General features: G+C 69.8%; 18 protein-coding genes and 1 tRNA gene. 11 read left to right on the forward strand and 8 right to left on the reverse strand.

Going from position 1 to position 25,156, the window contains the following annotated elements; all coding sequences use genetic code 11:
- Positions 1-130 precede the first annotated feature (130 nt).
- On the reverse strand, positions 131-1,624 hold the full coding sequence (gene rpsA, locus ABZ078_RS19490) for a 30S ribosomal protein S1 (RefSeq protein ID WP_356576835.1): 1,494 nt from the start codon (positions 1,622-1,624) through the stop codon (positions 131-133).
- A gap of 349 nt (positions 1,625-1,973) precedes the next feature.
- Here rpsA and ABZ078_RS19495 point away from each other — a divergent pair, with 349 nt between their 5' ends.
- Together ABZ078_RS19495 and hrpB are read left to right on the forward strand one after the other, a co-directional pair.
- A complete protein-coding gene (locus ABZ078_RS19495) occupies positions 1,974-2,813 on the forward strand; it encodes a class I SAM-dependent methyltransferase (protein ID WP_356576997.1) in 840 nt (279 codons plus the stop codon).
- A gap of 4 nt (positions 2,814-2,817) precedes the next feature.
- Positions 2,818-5,328, forward strand: coding sequence for an ATP-dependent helicase HrpB (hrpB, locus tag ABZ078_RS19500; RefSeq protein ID WP_356576837.1), 2,511 nt, complete (start codon positions 2,818-2,820; stop codon positions 5,326-5,328).
- Here the strand turns inward: hrpB and ABZ078_RS19505 are convergent.
- The 3 genes from ABZ078_RS19505 to ABZ078_RS19515 all read right to left on the reverse strand — a co-directional run bounded on the left by ABZ078_RS19505 (position 5,318) and on the right by ABZ078_RS19515 (position 8,406).
- Entirely contained in the window at positions 5,318-6,310 is a 993-nt protein-coding gene (locus tag ABZ078_RS19505; RefSeq protein WP_356576839.1) for a DUF3068 domain-containing protein, read from the reverse strand. The genes hrpB and ABZ078_RS19505 overlap by 11 nt on opposite strands.
- Before the next feature lie 26 nt (positions 6,311-6,336).
- Positions 6,337-6,471, reverse strand: coding sequence for an SPW_0924 family protein (locus ABZ078_RS19510; RefSeq protein WP_356576841.1), 135 nt, complete (start codon positions 6,469-6,471; stop codon positions 6,337-6,339).
- Between the two features lie 165 nt (positions 6,472-6,636).
- Positions 6,637-8,406, reverse strand: a complete 1,770-nt coding sequence (locus tag ABZ078_RS19515; RefSeq protein ID WP_356576842.1) for a lytic transglycosylase domain-containing protein — start codon at positions 8,404-8,406, stop codon at positions 6,637-6,639.
- 322 nt (positions 8,407-8,728) lie between these two features.
- On the opposite strand from ABZ078_RS19515, the gene ABZ078_RS19520 reads away from it, so the two are divergent.
- Positions 8,729-9,589, forward strand: a complete 861-nt coding sequence (locus ABZ078_RS19520) for a DUF4184 family protein (RefSeq protein WP_356576844.1) — start codon at positions 8,729-8,731, stop codon at positions 9,587-9,589.
- Here ABZ078_RS19520 and ABZ078_RS19525 read toward each other — a convergent pair.
- Both ABZ078_RS19525 and polA read right to left on the reverse strand, forming a co-directional pair.
- A complete protein-coding gene (locus ABZ078_RS19525; protein ID WP_356576846.1) occupies positions 9,504-9,893 on the reverse strand; it encodes a hypothetical protein in 390 nt (129 codons plus the stop codon). The genes ABZ078_RS19520 and ABZ078_RS19525 overlap by 86 nt on opposite strands.
- A gap of 261 nt (positions 9,894-10,154) precedes the next feature.
- On the reverse strand, positions 10,155-12,881 hold the full coding sequence (polA, locus tag ABZ078_RS19530; RefSeq protein WP_356576847.1) for a DNA polymerase I: 2,727 nt from the start codon (positions 12,879-12,881) through the stop codon (positions 10,155-10,157).
- A gap of 384 nt (positions 12,882-13,265) precedes the next feature.
- Between polA and ABZ078_RS19535 the strand changes: the two genes are divergently transcribed.
- The 7 genes from ABZ078_RS19535 (at position 13,266) to ABZ078_RS19565 (ending at position 22,478) form a co-directional block, all read left to right on the forward strand.
- Positions 13,266-15,545, forward strand: coding sequence for an FdhF/YdeP family oxidoreductase (locus ABZ078_RS19535; RefSeq protein WP_356576848.1), 2,280 nt, complete (start codon positions 13,266-13,268; stop codon positions 15,543-15,545).
- A gap of 68 nt (positions 15,546-15,613) precedes the next feature.
- Complete coding sequence (locus ABZ078_RS19540; RefSeq protein WP_356576850.1) at positions 15,614-16,102, forward strand: hotdog fold thioesterase; 489 nt, start codon at positions 15,614-15,616, stop codon at positions 16,100-16,102.
- Between the two features lie 679 nt (positions 16,103-16,781).
- On the forward strand, positions 16,782-17,996 hold the full coding sequence (locus tag ABZ078_RS19545; protein ID WP_356576999.1) for a branched-chain amino acid ABC transporter substrate-binding protein: 1,215 nt from the start codon (positions 16,782-16,784) through the stop codon (positions 17,994-17,996).
- 114 nt (positions 17,997-18,110) lie between these two features.
- Positions 18,111-19,040, forward strand: coding sequence for a branched-chain amino acid ABC transporter permease (locus ABZ078_RS19550; protein WP_048585761.1), 930 nt, complete (start codon positions 18,111-18,113; stop codon positions 19,038-19,040).
- A gap of 23 nt (positions 19,041-19,063) precedes the next feature.
- Positions 19,064-20,875, forward strand: coding sequence for a branched-chain amino acid ABC transporter permease (locus ABZ078_RS19555; RefSeq protein ID WP_356577001.1), 1,812 nt, complete (start codon positions 19,064-19,066; stop codon positions 20,873-20,875).
- A 5-nt stretch (positions 20,876-20,880) separates the two neighbouring features.
- Complete coding sequence (locus ABZ078_RS19560) at positions 20,881-21,765, forward strand: ABC transporter ATP-binding protein (protein ID WP_356576853.1); 885 nt, start codon at positions 20,881-20,883, stop codon at positions 21,763-21,765.
- Positions 21,762-22,478: an ABC transporter ATP-binding protein gene (locus ABZ078_RS19565; protein ID WP_356576855.1), complete on the forward strand. Its 717-nt coding sequence runs from the start codon at positions 21,762-21,764 to the stop codon at positions 22,476-22,478. The genes ABZ078_RS19560 and ABZ078_RS19565 overlap by 4 nt, the downstream gene beginning before the upstream one ends.
- Positions 22,479-22,559: 81 nt before the next feature.
- Here the strand turns inward: ABZ078_RS19565 and ABZ078_RS19570 are convergent, their stop codons facing one another.
- Entirely contained in the window at positions 22,560-23,216 is a 657-nt protein-coding gene (locus ABZ078_RS19570; RefSeq protein WP_356576857.1) for a response regulator, read from the reverse strand.
- 102 nt (positions 23,217-23,318) lie between these two features.
- Here ABZ078_RS19570 and ABZ078_RS19575 point away from each other — a divergent pair.
- A tRNA-Leu gene (locus ABZ078_RS19575) sits at positions 23,319-23,391 on the forward strand.
- 175 nt (positions 23,392-23,566) lie between these two features.
- On the opposite strand, the gene pyk is transcribed toward ABZ078_RS19575, so the two are convergent.
- Complete coding sequence (gene pyk / locus ABZ078_RS19580; protein WP_356576859.1) at positions 23,567-25,003, reverse strand: pyruvate kinase; 1,437 nt, start codon at positions 25,001-25,003, stop codon at positions 23,567-23,569.
- Between the last annotated feature and the right edge of the window lie 153 nt (positions 25,004-25,156).

A 25,156-nucleotide genomic window follows, 5' to 3' on the forward strand; every position in this document is an offset into this window, starting at 1 on the left:
TCTGTCCATGTTAAGTTTTTTAATACGTGTCCTCTACCGATCCGCACGAATGTATTCCCGGCCACCGCTCTCGGCCCCCCCCGGACGGGGGGCGGCCCTTCAGTCAACGGCTAAGCCTCAGCGGCAGCGATCAGCTCTGGCCGCCGGCCAGCTTCTCGCGGAGCGCGGCAAGCGCCTCGTCCGAGGCCAGCGCGCCGGAGTTGTCCGGGCCCTCGGAGGAGTACGAACCGCCACCGGACGCGGCCGGAGCCGCAGCCTCGCCGCCCTCCGCCGCGGCAGCGGCGTCGGCCTCGCGGGACTTGATGACCTGCTGCTGGTGCTGCTCGAAGCGGGTCTGCGCCTCGGCGTACTGGCGCTCCCACTCCTCGCGCTGCTTCTCGTACCCCTCGAGCCAGTCGTTGGTCTCGGGGTCGAAGCCCTCGGGGTAGATGTAGTTGCCCTGGTCGTCGTACGACGCGGCCATGCCGTACAGCGTCGGGTCGAACTCGACCGAGGCCGGGTCCGAACCGAAGGACTCGTTGGCCTGCTTCAGCGAGAGGCTGATGCGACGACGCTCGAGGTCGATGTCGATGACCTTGACGAAGATCTCGTCGTTGACCTGGACGACCTGCTCCGGGATCTCCACGTGGCGCTCGGCCAGCTCGGAGATGTGCACCAGACCCTCGATGCCCTCGTCCACGCGGACGAACGCACCGAACGGAACCAGCTTGGTGACCTTGCCCGGGACGACCTGACCGATCTGGTGGGTCCGGGCGAACTGCTGCCACGGGTCTTCCTGGGTCGCCTTCAGCGACAGGGAGACACGCTCGCGGTCCATGTCGACGTCGAGGACCTCGACGGTGACTTCCTGACCGACCTCGACGACCTCGGACGGGTGGTCGATGTGCTTCCAGGACAGCTCGGAGACGTGGACCAGACCGTCGACGCCACCCAGGTCCACGAAGGCACCGAAGTTGACGATCGAGGAGACCACACCGGAGCGGACCTGACCCTTCTGGAGGGTCGTGAGGAACGTCTGGCGGACCTCGGACTGGGTCTGCTCCAGCCAGGCACGGCGGGACAGGACCACGTTGTTGCGGTTCTTGTCCAGCTCGATGATCTTCGCCTCGAGCTCCTTGCCCACGTAGGGCTGGAGGTCGCGGACACGGCGCATCTCGACAAGGGAGGCCGGAAGGAAGCCACGGAGGCCGATGTCGAGGATGAGACCACCCTTGACGACCTCGATGACGGTACCGGTGACGATCCCGTCCTCTTCCTTGATCTTCTCGATGGTGCCCCAGGCACGCTCGTACTGGGCGCGCTTCTTCGAGAGGATCAGGCGGCCTTCCTTGTCCTCCTTCTGGAGAACAAGGGCTTCGATCTCGTCACCGACGGCGACGACCTCGTTCGGGTCGACGTCGTGCTTGATCGAGAGCTCGCGGCTCGGGATAACGCCTTCGGTCTTGTAACCGATGTCGAGCAGGACCTCGTCCCGGTCGACCTTCACGATGACGCCGTCGACGATGTCGCCGTCGTTGAAGTACTTGATCGTCTCGTCGATCGCGGCGAGGAAGGCTTCCTCGTTACCGATGTCGTTGACCGCTACCTGCGGGGTGGTGGCGGTGGTCTCGGTGCTGCTCGTCATGTGGGAAAGGGCTCCGGTACGGACATTGAAGTCGTAGGTACTGCTTTACGCCGGGAGCCCGTTTCGCTCTGCAGAAGCCGGACAGCCAAGGAAGCGCCACACAAAGCCAGTGGTGGCGCCTCGACAACCGAGGGGACATACAACAGATGCGAGCGCAGCCTGCTACGTCTGAGGTGCGCAGGCCCGCAGCGCAACTTGTAGCATACGGGGGCAGCCGGACAGGGTCAATGCGCGAAGCCGCCCACGCGGGGCGGATCGCCGCATAACCGGCACAAGTCCTGTCTCCCGAGGCCATACAGAGGCCCACGGTGCCTCTTTCGTGGCACCACCGGAACAGGCTGGACGGAAGATTACGACGAGGGAGCCGATCATCCAAGAGCCCGAAGCGTCCGAACCCGAGGCCACCCGGCGCGGCGCCGGTGTCGCGGAGAGCTCCCGGGCGAACCGGGGCTGGTGGGACCGCAACGCGGACGAGTACCAGGTCGAGCACGGCACGTTCCTCGGCGACGACCGTTTCGTGTGGGGCCCCGAGGGCCTGGACGAGGTCGAGGCCGAGCTGCTCGGCCCGCCGGAGGACCTCAAGGGCAAGGACGTCCTGGAGATCGGCGCCGGCGCGGCCCAGTGCTCGCGCTGGCTGGCCGCGCAGGGGGCCCGCCCGGTCGCCCTGGACATCTCCCACCGCCAGCTCCAGCACGCCCTGCGCATCGGCGGCACGTTCCCGCTCGTCTGCGCCGACGCGGGCGCCCTGCCCTTCGCCGACGCCTCCTTCGACCTGGCGTGCTCGGCGTACGGGGCGCTGCCGTTCGTCGCCGATCCGGTGCTGGTGCTGCGCGAGGTGCGGCGGGTGCTGCGCCCCGGGGGCCGTTTCGTCTTCTCGGTGACCCATCCGATCCGCTGGGCGTTCCCGGACGAGCCCGGCCCGGAGGGCCTGTCCGTCTCGGCCTCGTACTTCGACCGCACGCCGTACGTCGAGCAGTACATCGAGAACGGGGTGGGCCGCGCGGTCTACGTCGAGCACCACCGCACGCTCGGCGACCGCGTCCGCGACGTCGTGGCGGCGGGCTTCCGGCTGGTGGACCTGGTGGAGCCGGAGTGGCCGGCCTGGAACAGCTCGGAGTGGGGCGGCTGGTCGCCGTTGCGCGGGAACCTGATCCCGGGGACGGCGATCTTCGTGTGCGTACGAGACTGAGAGCGTGATCCGTTACGACGCCCTGGACGCGCTGCCCGTACGCGCCGCCCTGCCCGGTCTGAGCGACGCCCTGGCCGGCCACGGCACCGCCGTGCTCGTGGCGCCGCCCGGCACCGGCAAGACGACGCTGGTGCCTCTGGCGCTGGCCGGGCTGCTCGGGGACGCTCCCGAGCGCAGGGTCGTCGTCGCCGAGCCGCGGCGGATCGCGGCCCGGGCCGCGGCGCGGCGGATGGCGTGGCTGCTGGGCGAGAAGGTCGGCGAGAGCGTCGGGTACACCGTGCGCGGGGAGCGGGTCGTCGGGCGCCACGCGCGCGTGGAGGTCGTCACGACCGGTGTGCTGCTCCAGCGGTTGCAGCGCGATCAGGAGCTGACGGGCGTGGACGTGGTGGTGCTCGACGAGTGCCACGAGCGGCATCTGGACGCGGACACGGTGGCGGCGTTCCTGTGGGACGTACGTCAGACGCTGCGGCCGGAGCTGCGGCTGGTGGCGGCGTCGGCGACGACGGACGCGCAGGGGTGGGCGCGGCTGCTGGGCGATGCGCCGGTGGTCGCGGCGGAGGGGGCCGCGCACCCGGTGGAGGTGGTGTGGGCGCCGCCGGTCCGTCCGGTACGGCCGCCGCACGGCATGCGTGTGGATCCCGCTCTGCTGACGCACGTGGCGTCGGTGGTACGGCGGGCGCTGGCCGAGCGGGCCGGGGACGTGCTGTGTTTCCTGCCCGGCGTGGGCGAGATCGCGCGGGTGGCCGGGCAACTGGGCGACCTCGGTGACGTCGAGGTGCTCCAGGTGCACGGGCGGGCGCCGGCCACCGTGCAGGACGCGGTACTGGCGGGCGGGGAGCGGCGCCGGGTGGTGCTGGCGACCTCCGTGGCGGAGTCGTCCCTGACGGTGCCCGGGGTGCGGGTCGTCGTCGACTCGGGGCTGGCGCGGGAGCCTCGCGTGGACCACGCGCGCGGGCTGAGCGCGCTGACGACGGTGCGGGCCTCGCAGGCGGCCGGACGGCAGCGGGCGGGACGGGCCGGAAGGGAGGCGCCGGGTGCGGTGTACCGGTGTTGGGCGGAGGCGGAGGACGCGCGTCTGCCGCGTTTCCCGGCGCCGGAGATCAAGGTGGCCGACCTGACGGCGTTCGCGTTGCAGACGGCCTGTTGGGGGGATCCGGAGGCCACCGGGCTGGCGTTGCTGGATCCGCCGCCGGCCGGGGCGATGGCGGCGGCGCGGGCCGCTCTGGCGGGAGTGGGCGCGGTGGACTCCGGCGGCAGGGCCACGCAGCGGGGTGCGCGACTGGCCCGGCTGGGGTTGCATCCCCGGTTGGGGCGGGCGCTGCTGGACGCGGGTGCCTCCGACACGGTCGCGGAGGTCGTGGCGCTCCTCAGTGAGGAGGCACCGCGGCAGTACGGGGACGATCTCGGCGGCGCGTTGCGCGCGGCCCGGAGCGGGGGTGACGCCTACGCGGCGCGGTGGCGTGCGGAGGTGCGGCGGTTGCGGGCCATGGCCAGGGAGTTCGGCGAGGCGCCCGCCCCGCCCTCTCCCGCCGCGGACGCCGGGGAGCACCGGCTCGTCGGGCTCGTCGCCGCCCTCGCCTTCCCCGAGCGGGTCGCCAAGGCTGACGGCGGCTCCTACCTCATGGCGTCCGGCACGCGCGCCGAGCTCCCCGACGGTTCCGCCCTGCGCGGTGCCCCCTGGATCGCCGTCGCCGTCGCGGATCGGCCCGTCGGCAAGGGGCACGCGCGCGTGCAGCTCGCCGCCGTGGTGGACGAGGAGCTGGCCCTGTCCGCCGCACCGTCGCTGTACTCCGAGAGCCAGGAGGTCCACTGGGCCGACGGGGACGTGGTCGCACGGCATGTGGAACGGCTGGGGGCGATCGAGCTCGCGGCGCGGCCGTTGCCGGACGCCGACGCCGTCCTCGTACGGAACGCGCTGCTCGAAGGGCTGCGGCAGGAGGGGCTCGGTCTGTTGCGCTGGTCCCCGGACGCCCGCCTGCTGCGGCAGCGGCTCGCCTTCCTGCGTCTGCGTCTCGGTGCGCCCTGGCCCGACGTCTGCGACGACGCTCTCCACGCGCGCGTGGACGAGTGGCTGGAGCCCGAGCTGGGCCGGGCCCGGCGGCGGGCCGACCTCGGGCGGATCGATGCCGGGCAGGCGCTGGCCCGGCTGCTGCCGTGGGCCTCCGGGGAGGCCGGACGGCTCGACGAGCTCGCCCCGGAGCGGATCGCCGTACCGAGTGGGTCCAGGATCCGCATCGACTACAGCGACCCCGAACAGCCGGTGCTCGCCGTGAAGTTGCAGGAGATGTTCGGGCTGCACGAGTCGCCCGCCGTCGCCGGTGTGCCGCTCCTGGTCCATCTGCTCTCCCCCGCCGGGCGCCCCGCCGCCGTCACCGCCGACCTCGCCTCCTTCTGGAGGGACGGGTACAAGGGCGTACGGGCGGAGCTGCGCGGTCGTTATCCCAAGCATCCGTGGCCCGAGGATCCCGCGACCGCCGAGCCGACCCGGCACACCAACGCCCGGCTCAGGCGGTGACCGGTTCGGGTTCGGTGTGCCGGGCGGGGTCCGGGTCGCCGGGGCGGCGGCCGCGTGCCTCCAGGTAGAGGGACAGCGTCAGGAGCAGCACCCCGAGGGTCACCAGGCCCCACGGCAGATACGACGTCATGAGCAGGACCAGCGTGCGGTTGGACTTGACGAGGGCCACCGTGTGGTCGATGTAGTCCTCGCGCATCTTCACGTGGCCCGCGAACGCCGTCACCTTGTCGCGGTCGCCCAGCAGGGTGCCGCCGCGCAGTTCCTCCTTGTGGATCTCCTCGCCGTAGACGGGCGCGCCGGTGAGGGGCTCGACCCAGAACTTGCGGACGGTGGTGTACCAGCGGGTCGTGCCGGTCTCGGCCACCGACTCCGGTGTGATGCCCTCGACCGGCATCGTCTTGGGGAACCTCACCTTGGTCCACGGGATGGTCTGCTCGAAGTAGTGGACCTCGACGCCGCGGAAGTCCTGGGTGCCCTTGTAGTGGATGGGGGCGCTGGTGCGGGTCTGGGCGTCGAAGTACTCGTAGTCCCGTTTCTCCGTCAGGAAGGGCCACTTGAACTCGATGCCCTCGCGCCTGACGGGGTCGCCGTCGACCATCTCGCCGGTGGCGTGGACGGGTTCCTGGGTGTGGGCGTCGAAGATGTAGCGCTCGGGGATCTTGGAGACCATCTTGCCGTCGGGCCCGACGACGTACGACAGGCCGTCCCAGACCACCACGTCCTTCCCCGCCGACCTCTCGATCCGTTCCGAGGCTTCGACGTCGCCCTTCAGCGTCTGCACGATGGTGACCTTGGAGACCTTGCGGGCCTTCATCGTGCCGTAGTCGAGGAGGGTCGCGTCCTTCGCCTCCAGGACCATCTCCTGGTACTGGTGGGCCGGGATCTTGGCCAGGCGCGGGAAGGCGTACCAGCGCAGCAGCGGGGACAGGGCCGCGCAGAACACGGCGAGGGCGAGCAGGATCAGACTGGCCTTGCGGCGCATCTCGGCCTCCCTCCCGGACGGGACGGTTACGGGTGTGCGGGCACCGTCGTCAGCAGCGGCTTCGGGGAGGTCTCGCCCGCCGGCGTGCCGACGGCGGTGAGTACGAGGACCAGGGCGAGCGCGGCGGCGAGACCGGTCGCGGCGGCGATCAGGGCGCGCATACGGCCTCCCGGAGTCCCGGAGCTACCTCATCTGATACGTCGTCAGGTCGGCACCGTAGCAACGGGGGCGTGAGATGAGAACACGTTGCACGGACAGTCGCACAGACAGAGGAGGGGCGCCTTGCCCGCCGTGGCGGAAGGCGCCCCTCGTCGGACCGCGCGTGTCTACGTGGACGGGCTCGGCGATGCCGACGTCGATCCGGACGCCGAATCCGACGGGGTCGGGGTGGGCGAGGTCTCGGCGGCCGCCACCTTCAGCTCGACGGTCAGCGTCGCGCCGCCCGCGGTGGTGATGCGGAGCAGGAACGTGCCGGTGGTGTCGTCGGCGTACAGCTTCGGCAGCTTGAGCAGGCCCTTGTCGTCCGTGGTGAGGCCGGTGAGGGTGCGTACGGTCTTGCCGTCGGCGTCCTTGAAGTAGGGGCCCTTGTCGTTCTCGGTCGGGTCGTCGGCGGACTTGATGAGCGTGGCGGTGGCCGCGACCTTGTCCGCGACGGCGCCCTTGTACGTCGCCTTCACCTCGACCTGGTCGGCGAACTCGCCGCCCGGGATGCAGGTCAGCGCGGTCTCGCTGGTGCGGGTCAGGGTGTCGGCGGCGCGCTCGGTGACCGTGGCCCGGTAGTCGAGGCCGGCGATCGCACGTCCGACGACGGTGGCCCGTACCGTGAACTCGCCCGTGTCCTCGCCCGCCTCGAGTGCCGGTGCCACGGCCTCGCCCGCACTGTCGGTGAGGGCGGTGGCGTACCTCTCGCCGGTGCTGAAGGCGGCGTCGGTGGCGCCGGCGATCGTGAAGCGGACCCGGACCTTGGCGACGCCCTTTCCGGCCTCGGTCTCGGCGCGGATGCCGATCTTCTCCGCGAAGGTGTCGCCCGCCATGGCGGTGAGCTTCGCGGTGCCCGTGTCCTCCAGGTGGTCCACCGTGTCGGTGGGGGTGGGAGGCGTGGTGTCCGGCGGGGTCGTCGGCGGCGGCTTCGGGCCGGGGTTGGAGGAACCGCCGCCGTTGTCGCCGGGGTTGGGGCTGCTCGGCGTCGACGGTGTCGACGGCTTGTCGGGCCTGGTCGGTTCGGTGGGCCTGGTGGGCGTCGTCGGCGTCGGGTTCGCGCCGGCCGTGTCGTCGCTGCGGTCGGAGGGCAGGGTGCCCGTGCCGTCGGGGATCTCGTGGGTGCCCTTGCGGTAGTACTCCAGCCACGTCAGGACGAGGTTGAGGTAGTCCCGCGAGTTGTTGTAGCTGAGGATCGCCCGGTCGAGGTCGCCCTGGGTGGACAGGTCCCAGCCGAACCGGCACAGGTAGTGGCCGGCGGCGAGCGCGGCGTCGTAGATGTTGTTGGGGTTCTTCTCGCCGTCGCCGTTGCCGTCGCGGCCGGCCCACGCCCAGGTGGACGGGATGAACTGCATGGGACCGACGGCACGGTCGTACCTGCTGTCCCCGTCGTAGGCGCCGTCGTCGGTGTCGCTGATGTTCGCGAAGCCGTTGCCGTTGAGCTGCGGGCCGAGGATCGGGGAGATGGTGGTGCCGTCGGCGTTGACGCGGCCGCCGCGGGCCTGGCCGGACTCGACCTTGCCGATGGCGGCGAGGAGCTGCCATTCCAGGTTGCAGCCGGGCTTGGCCGCCCGGAGCGCGGTCGCGGCCTTCTTGTAGGCGTCGAGGACGGTCGCGGGGATGCCCGCCTCGGTGGCGCCCGGGTCGACGGGAGTGCCGGCCGAGGGCGAGGGGTTGGGGCTGTTGAGCGGCGGCAGGTCCGTGTAGTACGGCGAGTTGCCGGTCGCGCTGTCCTCGGCGGCCGCGTCCGGTGCGGGCTGGGTCCCGGTGGAGATCCTTCTGCCGGCGTCGTCGGTCGTCACTCCCGGAGCCTGGGAGGCGGCCAGTGCCGCGACCACGACCGCGGCCACCGTGGTGTTCACCGCCCCTTTGCGCAGCCTGCCGAATTGCGCCGCCATAGAGTGAACCCCTCCCGTGGACGCCCGAGCGCCCGTCTCTGTCTGTCGGGCCCGCCGTGTGGCGCCCGCGCCTGTTGTGACGATCGGCTCGCCGCGACAGTTGCCCTCGCGGCGCGTTTTCATGCGTGCTCACGTGTTCGACCGCGCGTCCCGGCACGGTGACCCAGGCGACCCTACGACAACTTCCTTTGCCGAGGCACCCGTTGGTGCCCGATTTTTACCGATTGGGCACACGCGGATCATCAGCCGGACGTCCCGCATACTGGCTGCGCCGACATCCGGGGCCGACCCGCCCCGGCAACATCGCACGCGAGGAGCCCCGTTGCCGTTCACGCTGAGCCACGCGGCGGCCGTACTGCCCGCCGTACGCACCGACGGAACCGGCCGGGGCACGCTCGTACCGGCCATGCTGGTGGCGGGCTCCTTTGCTCCCGACATGACCTATTACGTGGCGAGTGTCCTGCCCGGGGCGATGGAGTTCGGTGATGTCACGCACTCGTTCGCGGGCGTGTTCACCGTCGACGTACTGGTCGCCTGGGCGTTGGTCGGCCTGTGGCTCCTGGTGCGCGAACCCTTGGTGGCGCTGCTGCCGGTGCGGCGACAGGCGCGGGTGGCCACGCTGTCGCGCTGCGGAACGCCACGCGCGCGTGTCCGGCCGTCGCTCGTGGCGCGGTGGTACGTCTCCGCCGTGCTCGGCGCGCTGACGCATGTCGTGTGGGACGCGTTCACGCATCTCGACCGCTGGGGGATGCGGCTGTTCCCCGTCCTGGGCGAGGAGATCGCGGGGTCGCCGCTGTACTGGTACCTGCAGTACGGCGGTTCGGCGGTCGCCGCGGCCGTCATCGTGGCGTTCGTGGTCGTGGCGCTGCGGCGGACGCCCGCCATCGCACCGGTCGGGGTTCCGGTCCTTTCGGCACGGGACCGCTGGTGGGCCGGTGCGGTGATCGGCGGGCTCGCCGTGGTGGCGGCGGTGCAGCGGGCGACGCGCTGGTGGGACTACTGGGGGTCGACCGCGAAGTACTGGGAGCTGATCCCGTCGCTGTGCTTCGGGGCGGGCTCCGGGCTCGCCCTGGGGCTGCTGCTGTACGCCGTGGGGGTCAGGGTGTGGCGTCCGGTCCGGGGCCCTGGCAGTGCGGGTACTGGTGAGGCCGGTAGGGAGCCGAGCCGTCCGGCGGCTCGCTGACGGGATTGGCGGTCGCGACGAACACGGTGACCGTACGGACCGGGCGGGACCGTGGGAGCAGGGTGCGGGCGAGGGCCAGATAGCCGCGGGTGAGCTCTGCCCACCCCTGGGTCCGGTTCCCGAGGCGGCGGCGCAGGGTGGTCGCCGTGCGCCGCAGGGTGCTCATCAGATCGGCGGGGATGCGGGCGGTGCTTGCGCCGGTGGCGAAGGGTGGGGCCGAGGGCCGCGCTGTGGAGGGGACGCCTTCGGTGTTCACGTTCGCCGGTGCCGGGGCCGTCCGGCGGTGGAGCGTGCGTATACCCATGCCCGCATCCTTACGGGCGGCGGGGGGTGGGGGCGTCTTTGCGGGGGCCACGCGAGTGACGGGGCCCTCCGGGGGTGGGGCCGGGGTCGTGGGGGGGTGCCGGGTCGCGGTGGTTTTGCGGGGTGCGGGTTGTGGGCGCTGGGCGCGCAGTTCCCCGCGCCCCCTTGGGGGCGTTGCAGTGCGGGGACTCCGAGGTGTGATGGGATGCCGGGCCGGTCGGCGACCTGGCCCGGCGTCGAGAGGTGGCTCTGCCGCCGGAGGTCAGTGCGCCGCGGACTCCCAGTCGGGGCCCGCGCCCACCGAGACGCCCAGGGGGACCTTGAGGTCGACCGCGTCGGACATCTCGCGGCGGACCAGTTCCTCCACCGCCTCACGCTCCCCGGGGGCGATCTCCAGGACGATTTCGTCGTGGACCTGCAGGAGCATGCGGGAGGTGAGGTTCGCCTCGCGCAGGGCCTTGTCCACCTTGAGCATGGCGATCTTGACGATGTCCGCCGCCGTGCCCTGGATGGGGGCGTTGAGAGCCATACGCTCGGCCGCCTCGCGGCGCTGGCGGTTGTCGCTGTTGAGGTCGGGGAGGTAGCGGCGGCGGCCGAAGAGGGTCGCCGTGTAGCCCGTCGCCCTTGCCTCGTCGACCGCGCGACGCAGATAGTCACGGACCCCGCCGAAGCGCTCGAAGTAGGCGTCCCTCAGGGCGCCGGCCTCACCCGCGTCGATGTTCAGCTGCTGGGAGAGGCCGAACGCCGACAGGCCGTAGGCGAGGCCGTACGACATCGCCTTGATCTTGCGGCGCATCTCCGCGTCCACCGCGGCGGGCTCCACGGCGAACACCTGGGAGGCGGCCGTGGTGTGCAGGTCCTCGCCCGAGGTGAACGCCTCGATCAGGCCCTCGTCCTCGGACAGGTGGGCCATGACGCGCAGCTCGATCTGGCTGTAGTCCGCCGTCATCAGGGACTCGAAGCCCTCACCGACCACGAAGCCCCGGCGGATCGCCCTGCCCTCGTCCGTGCGGACGGGGATGTTCTGGAGGTTCGGGTCGGTCGAGGAGAGGCGGCCGGTCGCCGCGACCGTCTGGTTGAACGTCGTGTGGATACGGCCGTCCGCCGCGATGGTCTTGATCAGGCCCTCGACGGTGACGCGCAGCTTCGCCTGCTCGCGGTGGCGGAGCATGATGACCGGCAGTTCGTTGTCGGTCTGGGTGGCGAGCCATTCCAGGGCGTCGGCGTCTGTCGTGTAACCCGTCTTCGTCTTCTTCGTCTTCGGCAGGGCAAGTTCGCCGAAGAGGATCTCCTGGAGCTGCTTGGGCGAGCCCAGGTTGAACTCGTGCCCGGCCGCCGCGTGCGCCTCCTTCACGGCCTGCTGCACGGCGCCCGCGAACATCTGCTCCATGTCCTCCAGGTGGGTCCGGTCGGCCGCGATGCCGTGCCGCTCCATGCGGGCCAGCAGGGCGGAGGTCGGCAGCTCCATGTCACGGAGGAGGTCCGCGGCGCCGACCTCCTGAAGGCGGCTCTCGAAGGCCTCCCCCAGGTCGAGGACCGCACGGGCCTGGATCATCAGCGCCTCGGCCTCGGCACCCTCGTCCGTGCCGAAGGCCAGCTGGCCGTCGGCCGCGGCGGCCGGGGCCAGCTCTCGGTGGAGGTACTCCAGGGACAGCGCGTCTAGGTCGAAGGAGCGGCGGCCCGGCTTGACCAGGTAGGCGGCGAGCGCGGTGTCCATGCGCACGCCCTCGATGCTCCAGCCGTGCTCGGCGAAGACCCGCATCGCGCCCTTGGCGTTGTGGAAGACCTTCGGCTTGTCGGCGTCGGCCAACCAGGCCGCGAACGCCTTCTCGTCGGCCTCGTCGAGCTGCGACGGGTCGAACCAGCCGGCCGCGCCGTCGGCCGCGGCGAGCGCGACCTCGGCGACCGAGCCGGCGCCCAGCGCCCAGGCGTCGACGGTGGCCACGCCGAGGGTCTCGCCACCGTGCTCCGCCAGCCAGGGGGCCAGCTCGCCCGTGCCGAGCACCGAGCCGTCCAGCTCCACGCCGTCGGTCGAGATCGGGGTGGTCTCGGCCTCCTCGGCTCCGGGGTCGACGCCGAAAAGCCGCTCGCGCAGGGAGGGGTTACGGATCTCCAGGGTGTCCAGGATCATCGCGACGGCCTTGCGGTCGTACGGCACGCGCGCGAGGTCGGCGACGGTCCTGGGCAGCTCGACGCCCCGCTCCAGCTCGGTCAGCCGGCGGTTGAGCTTGACCGACTCCAGGTGGTCGCGGAGGTTCTGCCCGGCCTTGCCCTTGACCTCTTCCACGCGCTCGACGAGCTGTGCGAACGACCCGAACTGGTTGATCCACTTCGCGGCCGTCTTCTCGCCGACGCCCGGGATGCCCGGCAGATTGTCGGACGGGTCGCCGCGCAGGGCCGCGAAGTCGGCGTACTGGGCGGGCGTCAACCCGTACTTCTCGAAGACCTTCTCCGGGGTGAACCGGGTCAGCTCGGAGACGCCCTTCGTCGGATACAGGACCGTCGTGTGCTCGCTGACCAGCTGGAAGGAGTCCCGGTCGCCGGTGACGATCAGCACCTCGAAGCCGTCGGCCTCGGCCTGGGTGGCGAGCGTGGCGATGACGTCGTCCGCCTCGAAGCCGTCGACCGCGAAACGCTGCGCGTTCATCGCGTCGAGCAGCTCGCCGATCAGCTCGACCTGGCCCTTGAACTCGTCCGGGGTCTTGGAGCGGTTCGCCTTGTACTCCGTGAACTCCGCGGAGCGCCAGGTCTTGCGGGACACGTCGAAGGCCACGGCGAAGTGTGTGGGCGCCTCGTCACGCAATGTGTTGGCCAGCATCGACGCGAAGCCGTAGATCGCGTTCGTCGGCTGGCCCGTCGCGGTCGTGAAGTTCTCCGCGGGCAGCGCGAAGAACGCACGGTAGGCCAGCGAATGCCCGTCCATGAGCATCAGGCGGGGCCGGCTGCCGCCGGGGCTGGTATCGGTCTGCTTCGATGCTGTCTCTGCCACGCCCCCGATCCTGCCACGCCCCACTGACAGCCGGTCCCCCTCGGGGTCACGGCCGGTGAGACCGGGCGGGGCTCAGCAAACCCGGGCGGGGCTCAGCAAGAGGAGTGGGGCGGGCGAGCGTCGCAGGGCGGCGGTGTGTTCGCCGCCCGCGGGTGCACACCGTCCGAGCGGCAGGATTCCGTGCGTGCCGCCCAGGTCCGCTCCCCCGGCATGCTCTCCGCCGGCCCTCTCTCCCCGCGCTCCCTCTTCCCCCTCCCGCGTGCCCTCCCCGGCCCCGCCCCCCGGCCTCCCCGCGGCCGCCCCCCGGCCCGCCCGCCTCGTTGTCCGTCCCACGTGCGAGGATCGGAGACGTACCTCACACGTGTACACGAAGGGGAGTGCGCGATGGCCAGCAAACCGCCCAAGGGTGATCCGGTTCAGGACGCGCCGCAGGTCGCCGAGCCGAAGCACGCGGCCGCGGGGTTGCCGGCCATCGGGCACTCCCTGCGGATGGCGCATCAGCAGATGGGGGTGAAGCGCACCGCGCTGACGCTGCTGCGGGTCAATCAGAAGGACGGCTTCGACTGCCCCGGCTGCGCCTGGCCGGAGCCGGAGCACCGGCACAAGGCGGAGTTCTGTGAGAACGGCGCGAAGGCGGTGGCCGAGGAGGCGACCCTGCGCCGGGTCACCCCGGAGTTCTTCGCCGCGCACTCCGTCGCCGATCTCGCCACCAGGAGCGGTTACTGGCTGGGGCAGCAGGGGCGGCTCACCCACCCCATGTATCTGCCGGAAGGCGGCACGCACTACGAGCCCGTGACCTGGGAGCGCGCCTTCGACATCGTCGCCGGGGAGATCACCGCCCTCGGCTCCCCCGACGAGGCCGTCTTCTACACCTCGGGCCGCACCAGCAACGAGGCCGCGTTCCTCTACCAGCTCCTCGCGCGCGAGCTGGGCACCAACAACCTGCCGGACTGCTCGAACATGTGCCACGAGTCGTCCGGGTCGGCCCTGTCCGAGACCATCGGCATCGGCAAGGGCAGCGTCCTGCTGGAGGACCTCTACAAGGCGGACCTGATCATCGTCGCCGGGCAGAACCCGGGGACGAACCATCCGCGCATGCTCTCCGCCCTGGAGAAGGCCAAGGCGGGCGGGGCGAAGATCATCACCGTCAACCCGCTGCCCGAGGCGGGCATGGAGCGGTTCAAGAACCCGCAGACCCCGAAGGGCCTCACCACCGGCTCCGCGCTCACCGACCTGTTCCTGCAGATCCGCATCGGCGGCGACCAGGCCCTCTTCCGCCTCCTCAACAAGCTGATCCTCGAGACGGAGGGCGCCGTCGACGAGGAGTTCGTCCGCGAACACACCCACGGCTACGAGGAGTTCGCCGCGACCGCCCGGGCCGCCGACTGGGACGAGACGCTGACCGCGACCGGTCTCACGCGCGCGGACATCGAGAAGGCCATGGCCATGATTCTCGCCTCGCGGCGCACCATCGTGTGCTGGGCGATGGGCCTCACCCAGCACAAGCACTCCGTGCCGACCATCCGCGAGGTCGTCAACTTCCTGCTGCTGCGCGGCGACATCGGCCGCCCGGGCGCGGGCGTGTGCCCGGTGCGCGGCCACTCGAACGTGCAGGGCGACCGCACGATGGGCATCTTCGAGCGGCCCGCCCCGGCCTTCCTGGACGCCTTGGAGAAGGAGTTCGGGTTCGCCCCGCCGCGCGAGCACGGATACGACGTCGTACGGGCCATCCGCGCGCTGCGCGACGGCGAGGCGAAGGTGTTCTTCGCGATGGGCGGCAACTTCGTGGCGGCGACTCCGGACACGGACGTCACCGAGGCGGCCATGCGGCGCGCGCGGCTCACCGTGCACGTGTCGACGAAGCTCAACCGCAGCCATGCCGTCACGGGCGCCCGCGCGCTGATCCTGCCGACGCTGGGCCGCACCGAGCGCGATCTCCAGGGCAGCGGCGAGCAGTTCGTGACCGTCGAGGACTCCATGGGCATGGTGCACGCCTCCCGGGGCCGCCTGGAGCCCGCGAGCCCGCACCTGCTGTCGGAGCCGGCCATCGTCTGCCGTCTGGCACGCCGCGTCCTGGGCGAGGGCAGCCGCACGCCCTGGGAGGAGTTCGAGAAGGACTACGCGACGATCCGGGACCGTATCGCGCGCGTGATCCCCGGCTTCGAGGACTTCAACGCGCGCGTGGCCCGCCCGGGTGGCTTCACGCTCCCGCACGCCCCGCGCGACGAGCGCCGCTTCCCGACGGCCACGGGCAAGGCCAACTTCACGGCGGCTCCGGTCGAGTACCCGAAGCTGCCGGAGGGACGGCTGCTGTTGCAGACGCTGCGGTCGCACGACCAGTACAACACCACGATCTACGGCCTGGACGACCGTTACCGGGGCATCACGAACGGCCGCCGCGTGGTCATGGTCAACCCCGAGGACGCACAGCGGCTGAACATCGCCGACGGCTCCTACGTGGACCTGGTCGGCGAGTGGAAGGACGGCATCGAGCGGCGGGCGCCCGGGTTCCGGGTGGTGCTCTACCCGACCGCCCGGGGCTGCGCGGCCGCCTACTACCCGGAGACCAACGTCCTCGTGCCGCTGGACGCCACCGCGGACACCAGCAACACCCCGGCCAGCAAGTCCGTCGTCATCCGTCTGGAACAATCGGCGGCCGACTGAGCGTTTGCTCAGCCGACGTCACCACCGATGGCGTCCCCGACTGATCACGACGAACGGAGCCGGGCCCCATGGGCGAGCAGCAGCACGTGAAGTTCCCGCAAGAGGTCATCGACGAGTACGCCGCGCTCGGCGTCGACCTGCCGGCCCTGTTCTCCGCCGGGCACCTCGGCACCCGCATGGGCGTCCAGATCGTGGAGGCGTCCGCCGAGCGGGTCGTCGGGACCATGCCGGTGGAGGGGAACACCCAGCCGTACGGGCTGCTGCACGGCGGCGCGTCCGCGGTGCTCGCCGAGACGCTCGGGTCGGTGGGGTCCATGCTGCACGCCGGCAGCTCCAAGATCGCGGTCGGCGTGGACCTCAACTGCACCCACCACCGCGGCGCCCGCTCCGGCCTCGTCACCGGCGTGGCCACGCCCCTGCACCGGGGGCGCTCCACGGCGACGTACGAGATCGTCATCAGCGACGACCAGGGCCGGCGGGTGTGCAGCGCCCGGCTGACCTGCATGCTGCGCGACGTGAACCCGAGCGACGAGGAGCGCATCCGCGCGGCGAACTGACGCCGACACCCTGACGACATCTCCCCAGGACCAACGCCCTGCCGCTCCCCGGCGTTGGACCCGAGCGCCGGGGCGGCACAACGTCGGGGCATGATGACGGGAGGAGACCGTCGGACGGGGCGGCGCCCGGGCCGGGCGCGACGGGGATCCGGGCGAGCGCCGAAGCCCCGTGGGGCGCTGAGTGCCGTAATCCGCAATTCCTCTTTCGTGCCCCCTACACGAAAAGCGGAAGGGGATCCCGAACTCCTTTCCCGGCTGTAACTCTGCGTAATACAGACGCAATACAACCCCACAGTTCTTCTTCGGCGAGCACCCTTCCCGCAAGGCGGCCAGAGCCCTCGGGTAGCCTTCAGCAACGACCTGCCGTCATCACCAAAACCCGTGAACACTCGTGAAGAAGCTACGCGCGAACGCTGCGAGTTCTCACTATGCGGACAGGGCGAATCGGCTGGAAATCCACTCTTCCCCCCACGCAGTACCGCTCTGTGTTACCCCGTGTCATAACAAGAGCGTCACAGCCTTGGTCAGAGCCTCCTCCATGTTCCCTTCACGCGCTTAGAGTCACCGCCAGTCACCGAGCCACCGGATTCGAAGCCACTTCGGCCAAGCGCTCGACTCGGCGCGTTCCACGGGGAGCCGCCGTGCCAGGGAAAGGACCTGATTCGTGCGTCAACGTTCGATCATCGCCATAACCGCCGCGCTCGCGGCGGGATCGCTGACACTCACGGCTTGTGGGTCGCGTGACGAGGGCGGCAACAGCAGCAACGGCGACAAGACCACTGTGGTGATCGGCGTCGACGCCCCGCTGACCGGCGACCTGTCGGCCCTCGGCCTCGGTATCCGCAACTCCGCCGACCTGGCAGTCAAGACGGCCAACAAGGACGAGTACGTCAAGGGCGTCGAGTTCAAGCTCGAACCGCTCGACGACCAGGCCCAGCCCTCCGTCGGCCAGCAGAACGCCCAGAAGTTCATCAGCAACAAGGACGTCCTCGGCGTCGTCGGCCCGCTGAACTCCAGCGTCTCGCAGCAGATGCAGAAGCCGTTCAACGACGCCGGCCTGACCCAGGTCTCCCCCGCCAACACCGGCACCGAGCTCACCCAGGGCGACGGCTGGAAGACCGGCAAGTCGGTCCGCCAGTTCAAGACCTTCTTCCGCACGGCCACCACCGACGAGGTCCAGGGCGCCTTCGCCGCCGACTACCTCTACAACAAGGCCAAGATCAAGAAGGTCTACCTGATCGACGACCAGAAGACCTACGGCGCCGGCCTCGCCGCCTCCTTCAAGACGAACTTCACCAAGTTCGGTGGCCAGATCGTCGGCACCGACCACATCAACCCCGACGACCGTGACTTCAACGCCGTGGTCGCCAAGATCAAGAAGACCGGCGCCGAGGCCCTCTACTACGGCGGCGAATACCCGGCGGCCGCCCCGCTGAGCCAGCAGCTCAAGGACAGCGGCCAGAACATCCCCCTCATGGGCGGCGACGGCATCTACTCCGCCGAGTACCCGAAGCTGAACAAGAAGGCCGAGGGCGACCTCGCCACCTCCGTCGGCAAGCCGGTCGAGCAGCTCGAATCCGCCAAGACGTTCATCAAGAACTACGAGGCCGGGAACTACGAGGACGACTACGAGGCCTACGGCGGCCTCACCTACGACGCCACCTGGGCCATCATCGAGGCCGTCAAGCTGGCGGTCGAGGGCAACGACGGCAAGCTCCCCTCCGACGGCCGCAAGGCGGTCCTCGACGCCATGGCCAAGGTCAAGTTCGACGGCGTCACCGGCACCATCTCCTTCGACGAGTTCGGTGACACCACGAACACGATGATGACCGCCTACAAGATCAAGAACAAGGCGTGGGCGCCCGAGTACAGCGCCTCCCCGAAGCTGGACTGAGCAGAGGACGAGTAGAGAGCACTCCCCCATCACACATTGATCCAGGCCGCGCGGGAGCGCCCACCAGCGCTCCCGCGCGGCGCCATATCCGAACCACTCCACGGAGGCCCTGCGGTGAACGAACTGCCGCAACAGCTGGCCAATGGACTCATCCTCGGCGCGATGTACGGACTCATCGCGATCGGCTACACGATGGTCTACGGCATCGTCCAGCTCATCAACTTCGCCCACGGCGAGATATTCATGGTCGGGGGCTTCGGCGCCCTCACCGTCTGGTTGGTACTCCCCGAAGGCTTCGCCCTCGGCGCCGCGATCCCCCTCATGATCCTCGCCGGCGTCATCGTCTCGGTCGCCGTCGCCACCGCGGCGGAACGCTTCGCCTACCGGCCACTGCGCACAGCGCCACGCCTGGCACCCCTCATCACCGCCATCGGCCTGTCCATCGTCCTCCAGCAGGCCGTGTGGATGTGGTACCCGGACGCGAAGAAGGACCAGACCTTCCCGCAGTTCGAAGGCGGCCCCATCGACATCCTGGGCGCCAACGTCCAGCGCGGCGACCTCTTCGTCCTGATCGCCGCCCCGCTGTGCATGCTCGCCCTCGGCCTCTTCGTCACCAAGACGCGCTCCGGCCGCGGCATGCAGGCCACCGCCCAGGACCCCGACACCGCCAAGCTGATGGGCATCAACACCGACCGCATCATCGTCATGGCGTTCGCCATCGGTGCCGCGTTCGCCGCCATCGCCGCGGTCGCCTACGGCCTGAAGAACGGCCAAGTCGGCTTCCAAATGGGCTTCCTGATGGGCCTCAAGGCCTTCACCGCCGCCGTCCTCGGCGGCATCGGCAACATCTACGGCGCCATGCTCGGCGGCATCGTCCTCGGCGTGGCCGAGTCCCTCGCCACCGGCTACATCGGCGACATCCCCGGGATGGACCTCTTCGGCGGCGGCGCCTGGAAGGACGTGTGGGCGTTCGCCCTCCTCATCCTCGTCCTCCTGTTCAGGCCACAGGGCCTGCTCGGCGAACGCGTCGCGGATCGGGCGTGATACCCATGACCACCGAGACCCCCATGGACAAGACCACCGACACCACCAAGGTGTCCACCGCTACGGCCGTCCCGATGATCCCGCTGCCGCACCCCGCGGCACGCGCGCTGACCGTCGCCGGCTCCGCCCTCGCCCTCATAGGCACCTTCCTCGCCTGGACCTGGACCGAGGAGTTCCCGGGCAACCTGACCGTCACCGGCTACCCGGGCGGCCTCCAGGTCCTCACCCTCGTCGGCTCCGTGCTGACCCTGTTGTTCGCCCTCTCCGGCTACGGCATCCGCGGCCTCGGCTGGCTCACCCCCGGCGGCAAGAACAGCCCCGTCCTGCTCGCCGCCCTCGGCGTGCTCGGCATCACGGGCTACGCCATGGGCGCCATCAGCTACGAACTCGGCGGCCTCGTCAACCTGGAACCCGGCGCCTGGGTCTCCGGCGTCGGCGCCCTCATCGCCGTGATCGGCGCCCTCGGCCTCCCGGTCGACCAGCCCTACGGCGCCGAGGACCCCCACCCCAACCTCTGGGGCCGGATCCGCCACTCCCTCACCGCCCCCGAACCCAGCCGCGCCAAGGAACTGCCCTCCTGGGCGGAAATCCTGATCATCGCCGCGGGCTTCGGCGTCGGCCTGTACGTGTTCGCGTACGGCATCGGCACCGAGTACTCCGAGCTGTTCATCGGCTTCCTCATCATCGCGGCCTTCGGCTTCACCGCCGTCACCCGCGCCGGACTCCTCAAGCGCCTGTCGGCCCTCACCGCCAAGCACCGCAACGTCGCCATGGCGGCAGCATTCGTCGCGGCGATCTGCTTCCCCTTCACCCAGACCAACGACCAGTTCGCCCTCATCGGCGCCAACATCCTGATCTTCGCCACGGTCGCCCTGGGCCTCAACGTCGTCGTCGGCCTCGCCGGCCTCCTCGACCTCGGATACGTCGCGTTCCTCGGCGTCGGCGCCTACGCCGCCGCCCTGGTCTCCGGCTCCCCCCAGTCGAGCATCGGCGTCCACTTCCCCTTCTGGGCAGCCGTCCTCACCGGCGCCGCCGCCTCACTGATCTTCGGCGTGGTGATCGGCGCTCCGACCCTGCGACTGCGCGGCGACTACCTCGCCATCGTGACGCTCGGCTTCGGTGAGATCTTCCGCATCACCATGAACAACCTGAACGGCAACAGCGGACCGGACGTCACCAACGGCGCCAACGGCATCCCGAACATCCCCGACCTGGAGATCTTCGGATTCAACCTCGGGCTGCCCCACAACGTCCTCGGCCACGAGCTCACCCGCTCCGGCAACTACTACCTGCTGATGCTGCTGTTCACCGCCATCGTCGTCATGGTCTTCCGCCGCTCGGCGGAATCCCGCATCGGCCGCGCCTGGGTCGCCATCCGCGAAGACGAGACCGCCGCCACCGCGATGGGCATCAACGGCTTCCGCCTCAAGCTCCTCGCCTTCGCCCTCGGCGCCTCCCTCGCCGGCCTCGCGGGCACCGTCCAGGCACACGTCTCGTACAGCGTCACCCCCGAGCAGTACGAGTTCGCCGGCCCCGTACCGCCGAACTCGGCCTTCCTGCTCGCCGCCGTCATCCTCGGCGGCATGGGCACCATCAGCGGCCCCCTCATCGGCGCCGCACTGCTCTACCTCATCCCGGCCAAGCTCCAGTTCATGGCGGAGTACCAGCTGCTCCTCTTCGGCGTCGCACTGATGCTGCTGATGCGCTTCCGCCCCGAGGGCCTGGTCGCCGACCGCAGGAAGCAGCTCGAATTCCACGAGACCGGACAGCTCGACGTACCGGAGGACAAGTCGCTGCCCGAAGGCGCGACCGGCGTCGCCAAGGCAGGGGCGTGACCGCCATGACCACCACCACGACCACACCCACCAGCACCACGGTGCTCGACGCAAGCGGCGTCACCATGCGCTTCGGCGGCCTCACCGCCGTACGCGACGTCGACCTCACCGTGAACACCGGCGAGATCGTCGGCCTCATCGGCCCCAACGGCGCCGGAAAGACGACCTTCTTCAACTGCCTCACCGGCCTCTATGTGCCGACCGAAGGCAAGGTCGCCTACAAAGGCACCATCCTGCCGCCCAAGCCACACCTGGTCACCCAGGCCGGCATCGCCCGCACCTTCCAGAACATCCGGCTGTTCGCCAACATGACCGTTCTGGAAAACGTGCTGGTCGGACGGCACACCCGCACCAAGGAAGGCCTGTGGTCCGCGCTGCTTCGGCTGCCGGGCTTCAAGAGGGCCGAAGAGGAATCCCGCGCCCGCGCCATGGAACTCCTGGAGTTCACCGGCCTCGCCGCCAAAGCCGACCACCTCGCCCGTAACCTCCCCTACGGCGAACAGCGCAAGCTGGAAATCGCCCGGGCCCTCGCGAGCGAGCCAGGTCTGCTCCTGCTCGACGAACCCACCGCCGGTATGAACCCGCAAGAGACCCGGGCCGCCGAAGAACTCATCTTCGCCATCCGGGACAAGGGCATCGCCGTCCTCGTCATCGAACACGACATCCGGTTCATCATGAACCTCTGCGACCGGGTCGCCGTGCTCGTCCAGGGCGAGAAGATCGTCGAAGGCCCCGCCGAAGTCGTCCAAGCCGACGAACGCGTCATCGCCGCCTACCTCGGTGAGCCCTTCGAGGGCGCACCCGGCAAGGAGGAAGCCGCCGAAGTCGAGGCCGCGGAGGCCGAGGCCGAGGCCGAGACGCAGAGCACCACGGAAGGGGACGACAAGTGACCGCACTGCTCGAGGTCGAAGACCTCAGGGTCGCTTACGGCAAGATCGAAGCCGTCAAAGGCATCTCGTTCAAGGTGAACGCGGGCGAGGTCGTCACCCTCATCGGCACCAACGGCGCCGGCAAGACCACCACCCTGCGCACCCTCTCCGGACTGCTCACACCGGTCTCCGGCGACATCCGCTTCGACGGCAAGTCACTGAAGAAGATCCCCGCCCACAAGGTCGTCTCCCTGGGACTCGCCCACTCCCCCGAGGGGCGGCACATCTTCCCCCGCATGACGATCGAGGACAACCTCCGCCTCGGCGCCTTCCTCCGCAACGACAAGGAAGGCATCGAGAAGGACATCAAACGCGCCTACGACCTCTTCCCCATCCTCGGAGAGCGCCGCAAGCAAGCCGCAGGCACCCTCTCCGGCGGCGAGCAGCAGATGCTCGCCATGGGACGGGCGCTGATGTCCCGACCGAAACTGCTCATGCTCGACGAGCCCAGCATGGGCCTCTCCCCGATCATGATGCAGAAGATCATGTCCACCATCCAGGAGCTCAAGGCCCAGGGCACCACCATCCTGCTCATCGAGCAGAACGCCCAGGCCGCACTCTCCCTGGCCGACCACGGCCACGTCATGGAAGTCGGCAAGATCGTCCTCTCCGGCAGCGGAGAGGACCTGCTCCACGACGAATCGGTGCGCAAGGCCTACCTCGGCGAGGACTGATCACCCGCTCACACGGATGAGGCCCGCGTCCCCAGCCGGGGCGCGGGCCTCACTCATGCACACGGGGCACCGGGCATCACATCAGCCCTTGGCCGCCTTCTTCTCCTCAGCGTCCTGGATGACGGCCTCGGCGACCTGCTGCATCGACATCCGCCGGTCCATCGACGTCTTCTGGATCCACCGGAACGCCGCCGGCTCCGTCAACCCGTACTGCGTCTGAAGAATCGACTTCGCCCGGTCCACCAGCTTCCGCGTCTCCAAGCGCTGGGTGAGGTCCGCGACCTCCTTCTCCAACTCCTTCAGCTCCGTGAACCGCGACACCGCCATCTCGATCGCCGGCACCACGTCACTCTTGCTGAACGGCTTCACCAGATACGCCATCGCCCCGGCATCCCGGGCCCGCTCGACCAGATCCCGCTGCGAGAACGCCGTCAGCATCAGCACCGGCGCGATGCTCTCCTCGGCGATCTTCTCCGCCGCCGAAATACCGTCCAGCTTCGGCATCTTCACATCGAGGATGACAAGATCCGGCTTGTGCTCACGGGCCAGCTCGACGGCCTGCTCACCGTCACCGGCCTCACCGACGACGGTGTACCCCTCTTCTTCGAGCATCTCTTTGAGGTCGAGCCGGATCAGCGCCTCGTCCTCGGCGATGACGACACGGGTCGTCAGCGGAGGCACGTGCGACTTGTCGTCGTCGGGCGCGTCTACGGGCTGGGGCGACTCGGGGGCGGTCACGGGGGCTCCTCGTTCAGGGGCAGGGGTACTGCTGACATGAGGGTACCTAGCTGCGGTAAGGTGGAGGCACGGCGGGTAACCGCTGACCTTCATTTCGAAGGGGCCCCGGTAGCCCAGCGGCAGAGGCCATGGATTCAAAACCCATTCAGCGTCGGTTCGAATCCGACCCGGGGCACCTTTCCTTGGATTCCAAGGTTGCCATAAAAAGGCGGATGTTCACCTTCTCGTGAACATCCGCTTTTTGCTGCGTGTCGTCGCGATCAGTTACCAGCGACACTGGCCACCCCCCACGTAGGCCCCAAGCGCTGACCACCCCAAAGGGCCCCTCCTCAAGAGGGGCCCTCCGCCCGCTACTTCGGGCTGTCGTCCTCCCCGATGCGGTGCACCCGCACCATGTTCGTCGAGCCCGACACCCCGGGCGGTGAGCCTGCCGTGATGACGACCGTGTCGCCCTTCTTGCAGCGGCCGTACTTCAGCAGCAGTTCGTCCACCTGGTCGACCATCGCGTCCGTCGACTCCACGTGCGGGCCCAGGAACGTCTCCACACCCCACGTCAGATTGAGCTGCGAGCGCGTCGCCGGTTCCGGGGTGAAGGCCAGCAGGGGGATCGGGGAGCGGTAGCGGGACAGGCGGCGGGCCGTGTCGCCGGACTGGGTGAAGGCGACGAGGAAGCGGGCGCCGAGGAAGTCGCCGATCTCGGCGGCCGCGCGGGCCACCGCGCCGGCCTGGGTGCGGGGTTTGTTGCGTTCGGTCAGGGGCGACAGGCCCTTGGCGAGGATGTCCTCCTCGGCCGCCTCGACGATCTTCGCCATGGTCCGGACCGTGTCGATGGGGTACTTGCCGACGCTCGTCTCGCCGGACAGCATCACCGCGTCCGTGCCGTCGATGACGGCGTTGGCGACGTCGCTGGCCTCGGCTCGGGTCGGGCGGGAGTTGTCGATCATGGAGTCGAGCATCTGCGTCGCCACGATCACCGGCTTGGCGTTGCGCTTGGCCAGTTTGATGGCGCGCTTCTGGACGATCGGGACCTGCTCCAGGGGCATTTCGACGCCCAGGTCGCCGCGCGCGACCATGATGCCGTCGAAGGCGGCGACGATGTCGTCGATCGCCTCGACGGCCTGTGGTTTCTCCACCTTGGCGATGACGGGGAGGCGGCGGCCCTCCTCGTCCATGATGCGGTGGACGTCCTCGATGTCGCGGCCGGAGCGGACGAAGGACAGCGCGATGACGTCGAAGCCGGTGCGCAGGGCCCAGCGCAGGTCGGCCTCGTCCTTCTCGGAGAGGGCGGGGACGGAGACGGCGACGCCGGGGAGGTTCAGGCCCTTGTGGTCGGAGACCATGCCGCCTTCGACCACCGTGGTGTGGACGCGTGGTCCGTCGACGGAGGTGACTTCCAGGCATACTTTGCCGTCGTCGACGAGGATGCGTTCGCCGGGGGTGACGTCGTCGGCGAGGCCGGAGTAGGTGGTGCCGCACTGTTGGCGGTCGCCCTCCGCGCCGTCCTCGACGGTGATGGTGAAGGTGTCCCCGCGTTCGAGGAGTACGGGTCCTTCGGTGAAGCGGCCGAGGCGGATCTTCGGGCCCTGAAGGTCGGCGAGGATGCCGACGCTGCGGCCGGTCTCGTCGGAGGCCTTGCGTACGTGCTGGTAGCGCTCCTCGTGGTCGGCGTGGCTGCCGTGGCTGAGGTTGAACCGGGCGACGTCCATGCCGGCGTCGACCAGTGCCTTTATCTGGTCGTACGAGTCGGTGGCGGGGCCCAGGGTGCAGACGATTTTCGCTCGGCGCATGGGTCGACTCTATGACTTACCGGCGGGTAGCGAATTTGTCGCGTGTGACCACCCAACAACCTTTACATGAAGGGTTGTTGGCCGGTGTTGCATTGTGCGGCGGGGTGCTCCGATGAGCAATTCGGAGTACCCCGCGGGAGTTATTCACTCCGG

The sequence above is a fragment of the Streptomyces sp. NPDC006385 genome, from assembly GCF_040612485.1.
Classification (GTDB): domain Bacteria; phylum Actinomycetota; class Actinomycetes; order Streptomycetales; family Streptomycetaceae; genus Streptomyces.

Bases quoted from the DNA above. Each gene is read 5' to 3' on its own strand.
- rpsA (WP_356576835.1), bottom strand. From the start codon at position 1,624: ATGACGAGCAGCACCGAGACCACCGCCACCACCCCGCAGGTAGCGGTC.
- ABZ078_RS19505 (WP_356576839.1), bottom strand. From the start codon at position 6,310: ATGCGCCGCAAGGCCAGTCTGATCCTGCTCGCCCTCGCCGTGTTCTGC.
- ABZ078_RS19510 (WP_356576841.1), bottom strand. From the start codon at position 6,471: ATGCGCGCCCTGATCGCCGCCGCGACCGGTCTCGCCGCCGCGCTCGCC.
- ABZ078_RS19515 (WP_356576842.1), bottom strand. From the start codon at position 8,406: ATGGCGGCGCAATTCGGCAGGCTGCGCAAAGGGGCGGTGAACACCACG.
- ABZ078_RS19525 (WP_356576846.1), bottom strand. From the start codon at position 9,893: ATGGGTATACGCACGCTCCACCGCCGGACGGCCCCGGCACCGGCGAAC.
- ABZ078_RS19535 (WP_356576848.1), top strand. From the start codon at position 13,266: ATGGCCAGCAAACCGCCCAAGGGTGATCCGGTTCAGGACGCGCCGCAG.
- ABZ078_RS19540 (WP_356576850.1), top strand. From the start codon at position 15,614: ATGGGCGAGCAGCAGCACGTGAAGTTCCCGCAAGAGGTCATCGACGAG.
- ABZ078_RS19555 (WP_356577001.1), top strand. From the start codon at position 19,064: ATGGACAAGACCACCGACACCACCAAGGTGTCCACCGCTACGGCCGTC.
- ABZ078_RS19560 (WP_356576853.1), top strand. From the start codon at position 20,881: ATGACCACCACCACGACCACACCCACCAGCACCACGGTGCTCGACGCA.
- pyk (WP_356576859.1), bottom strand. From the start codon at position 25,003: ATGCGCCGAGCGAAAATCGTCTGCACCCTGGGCCCCGCCACCGACTCG.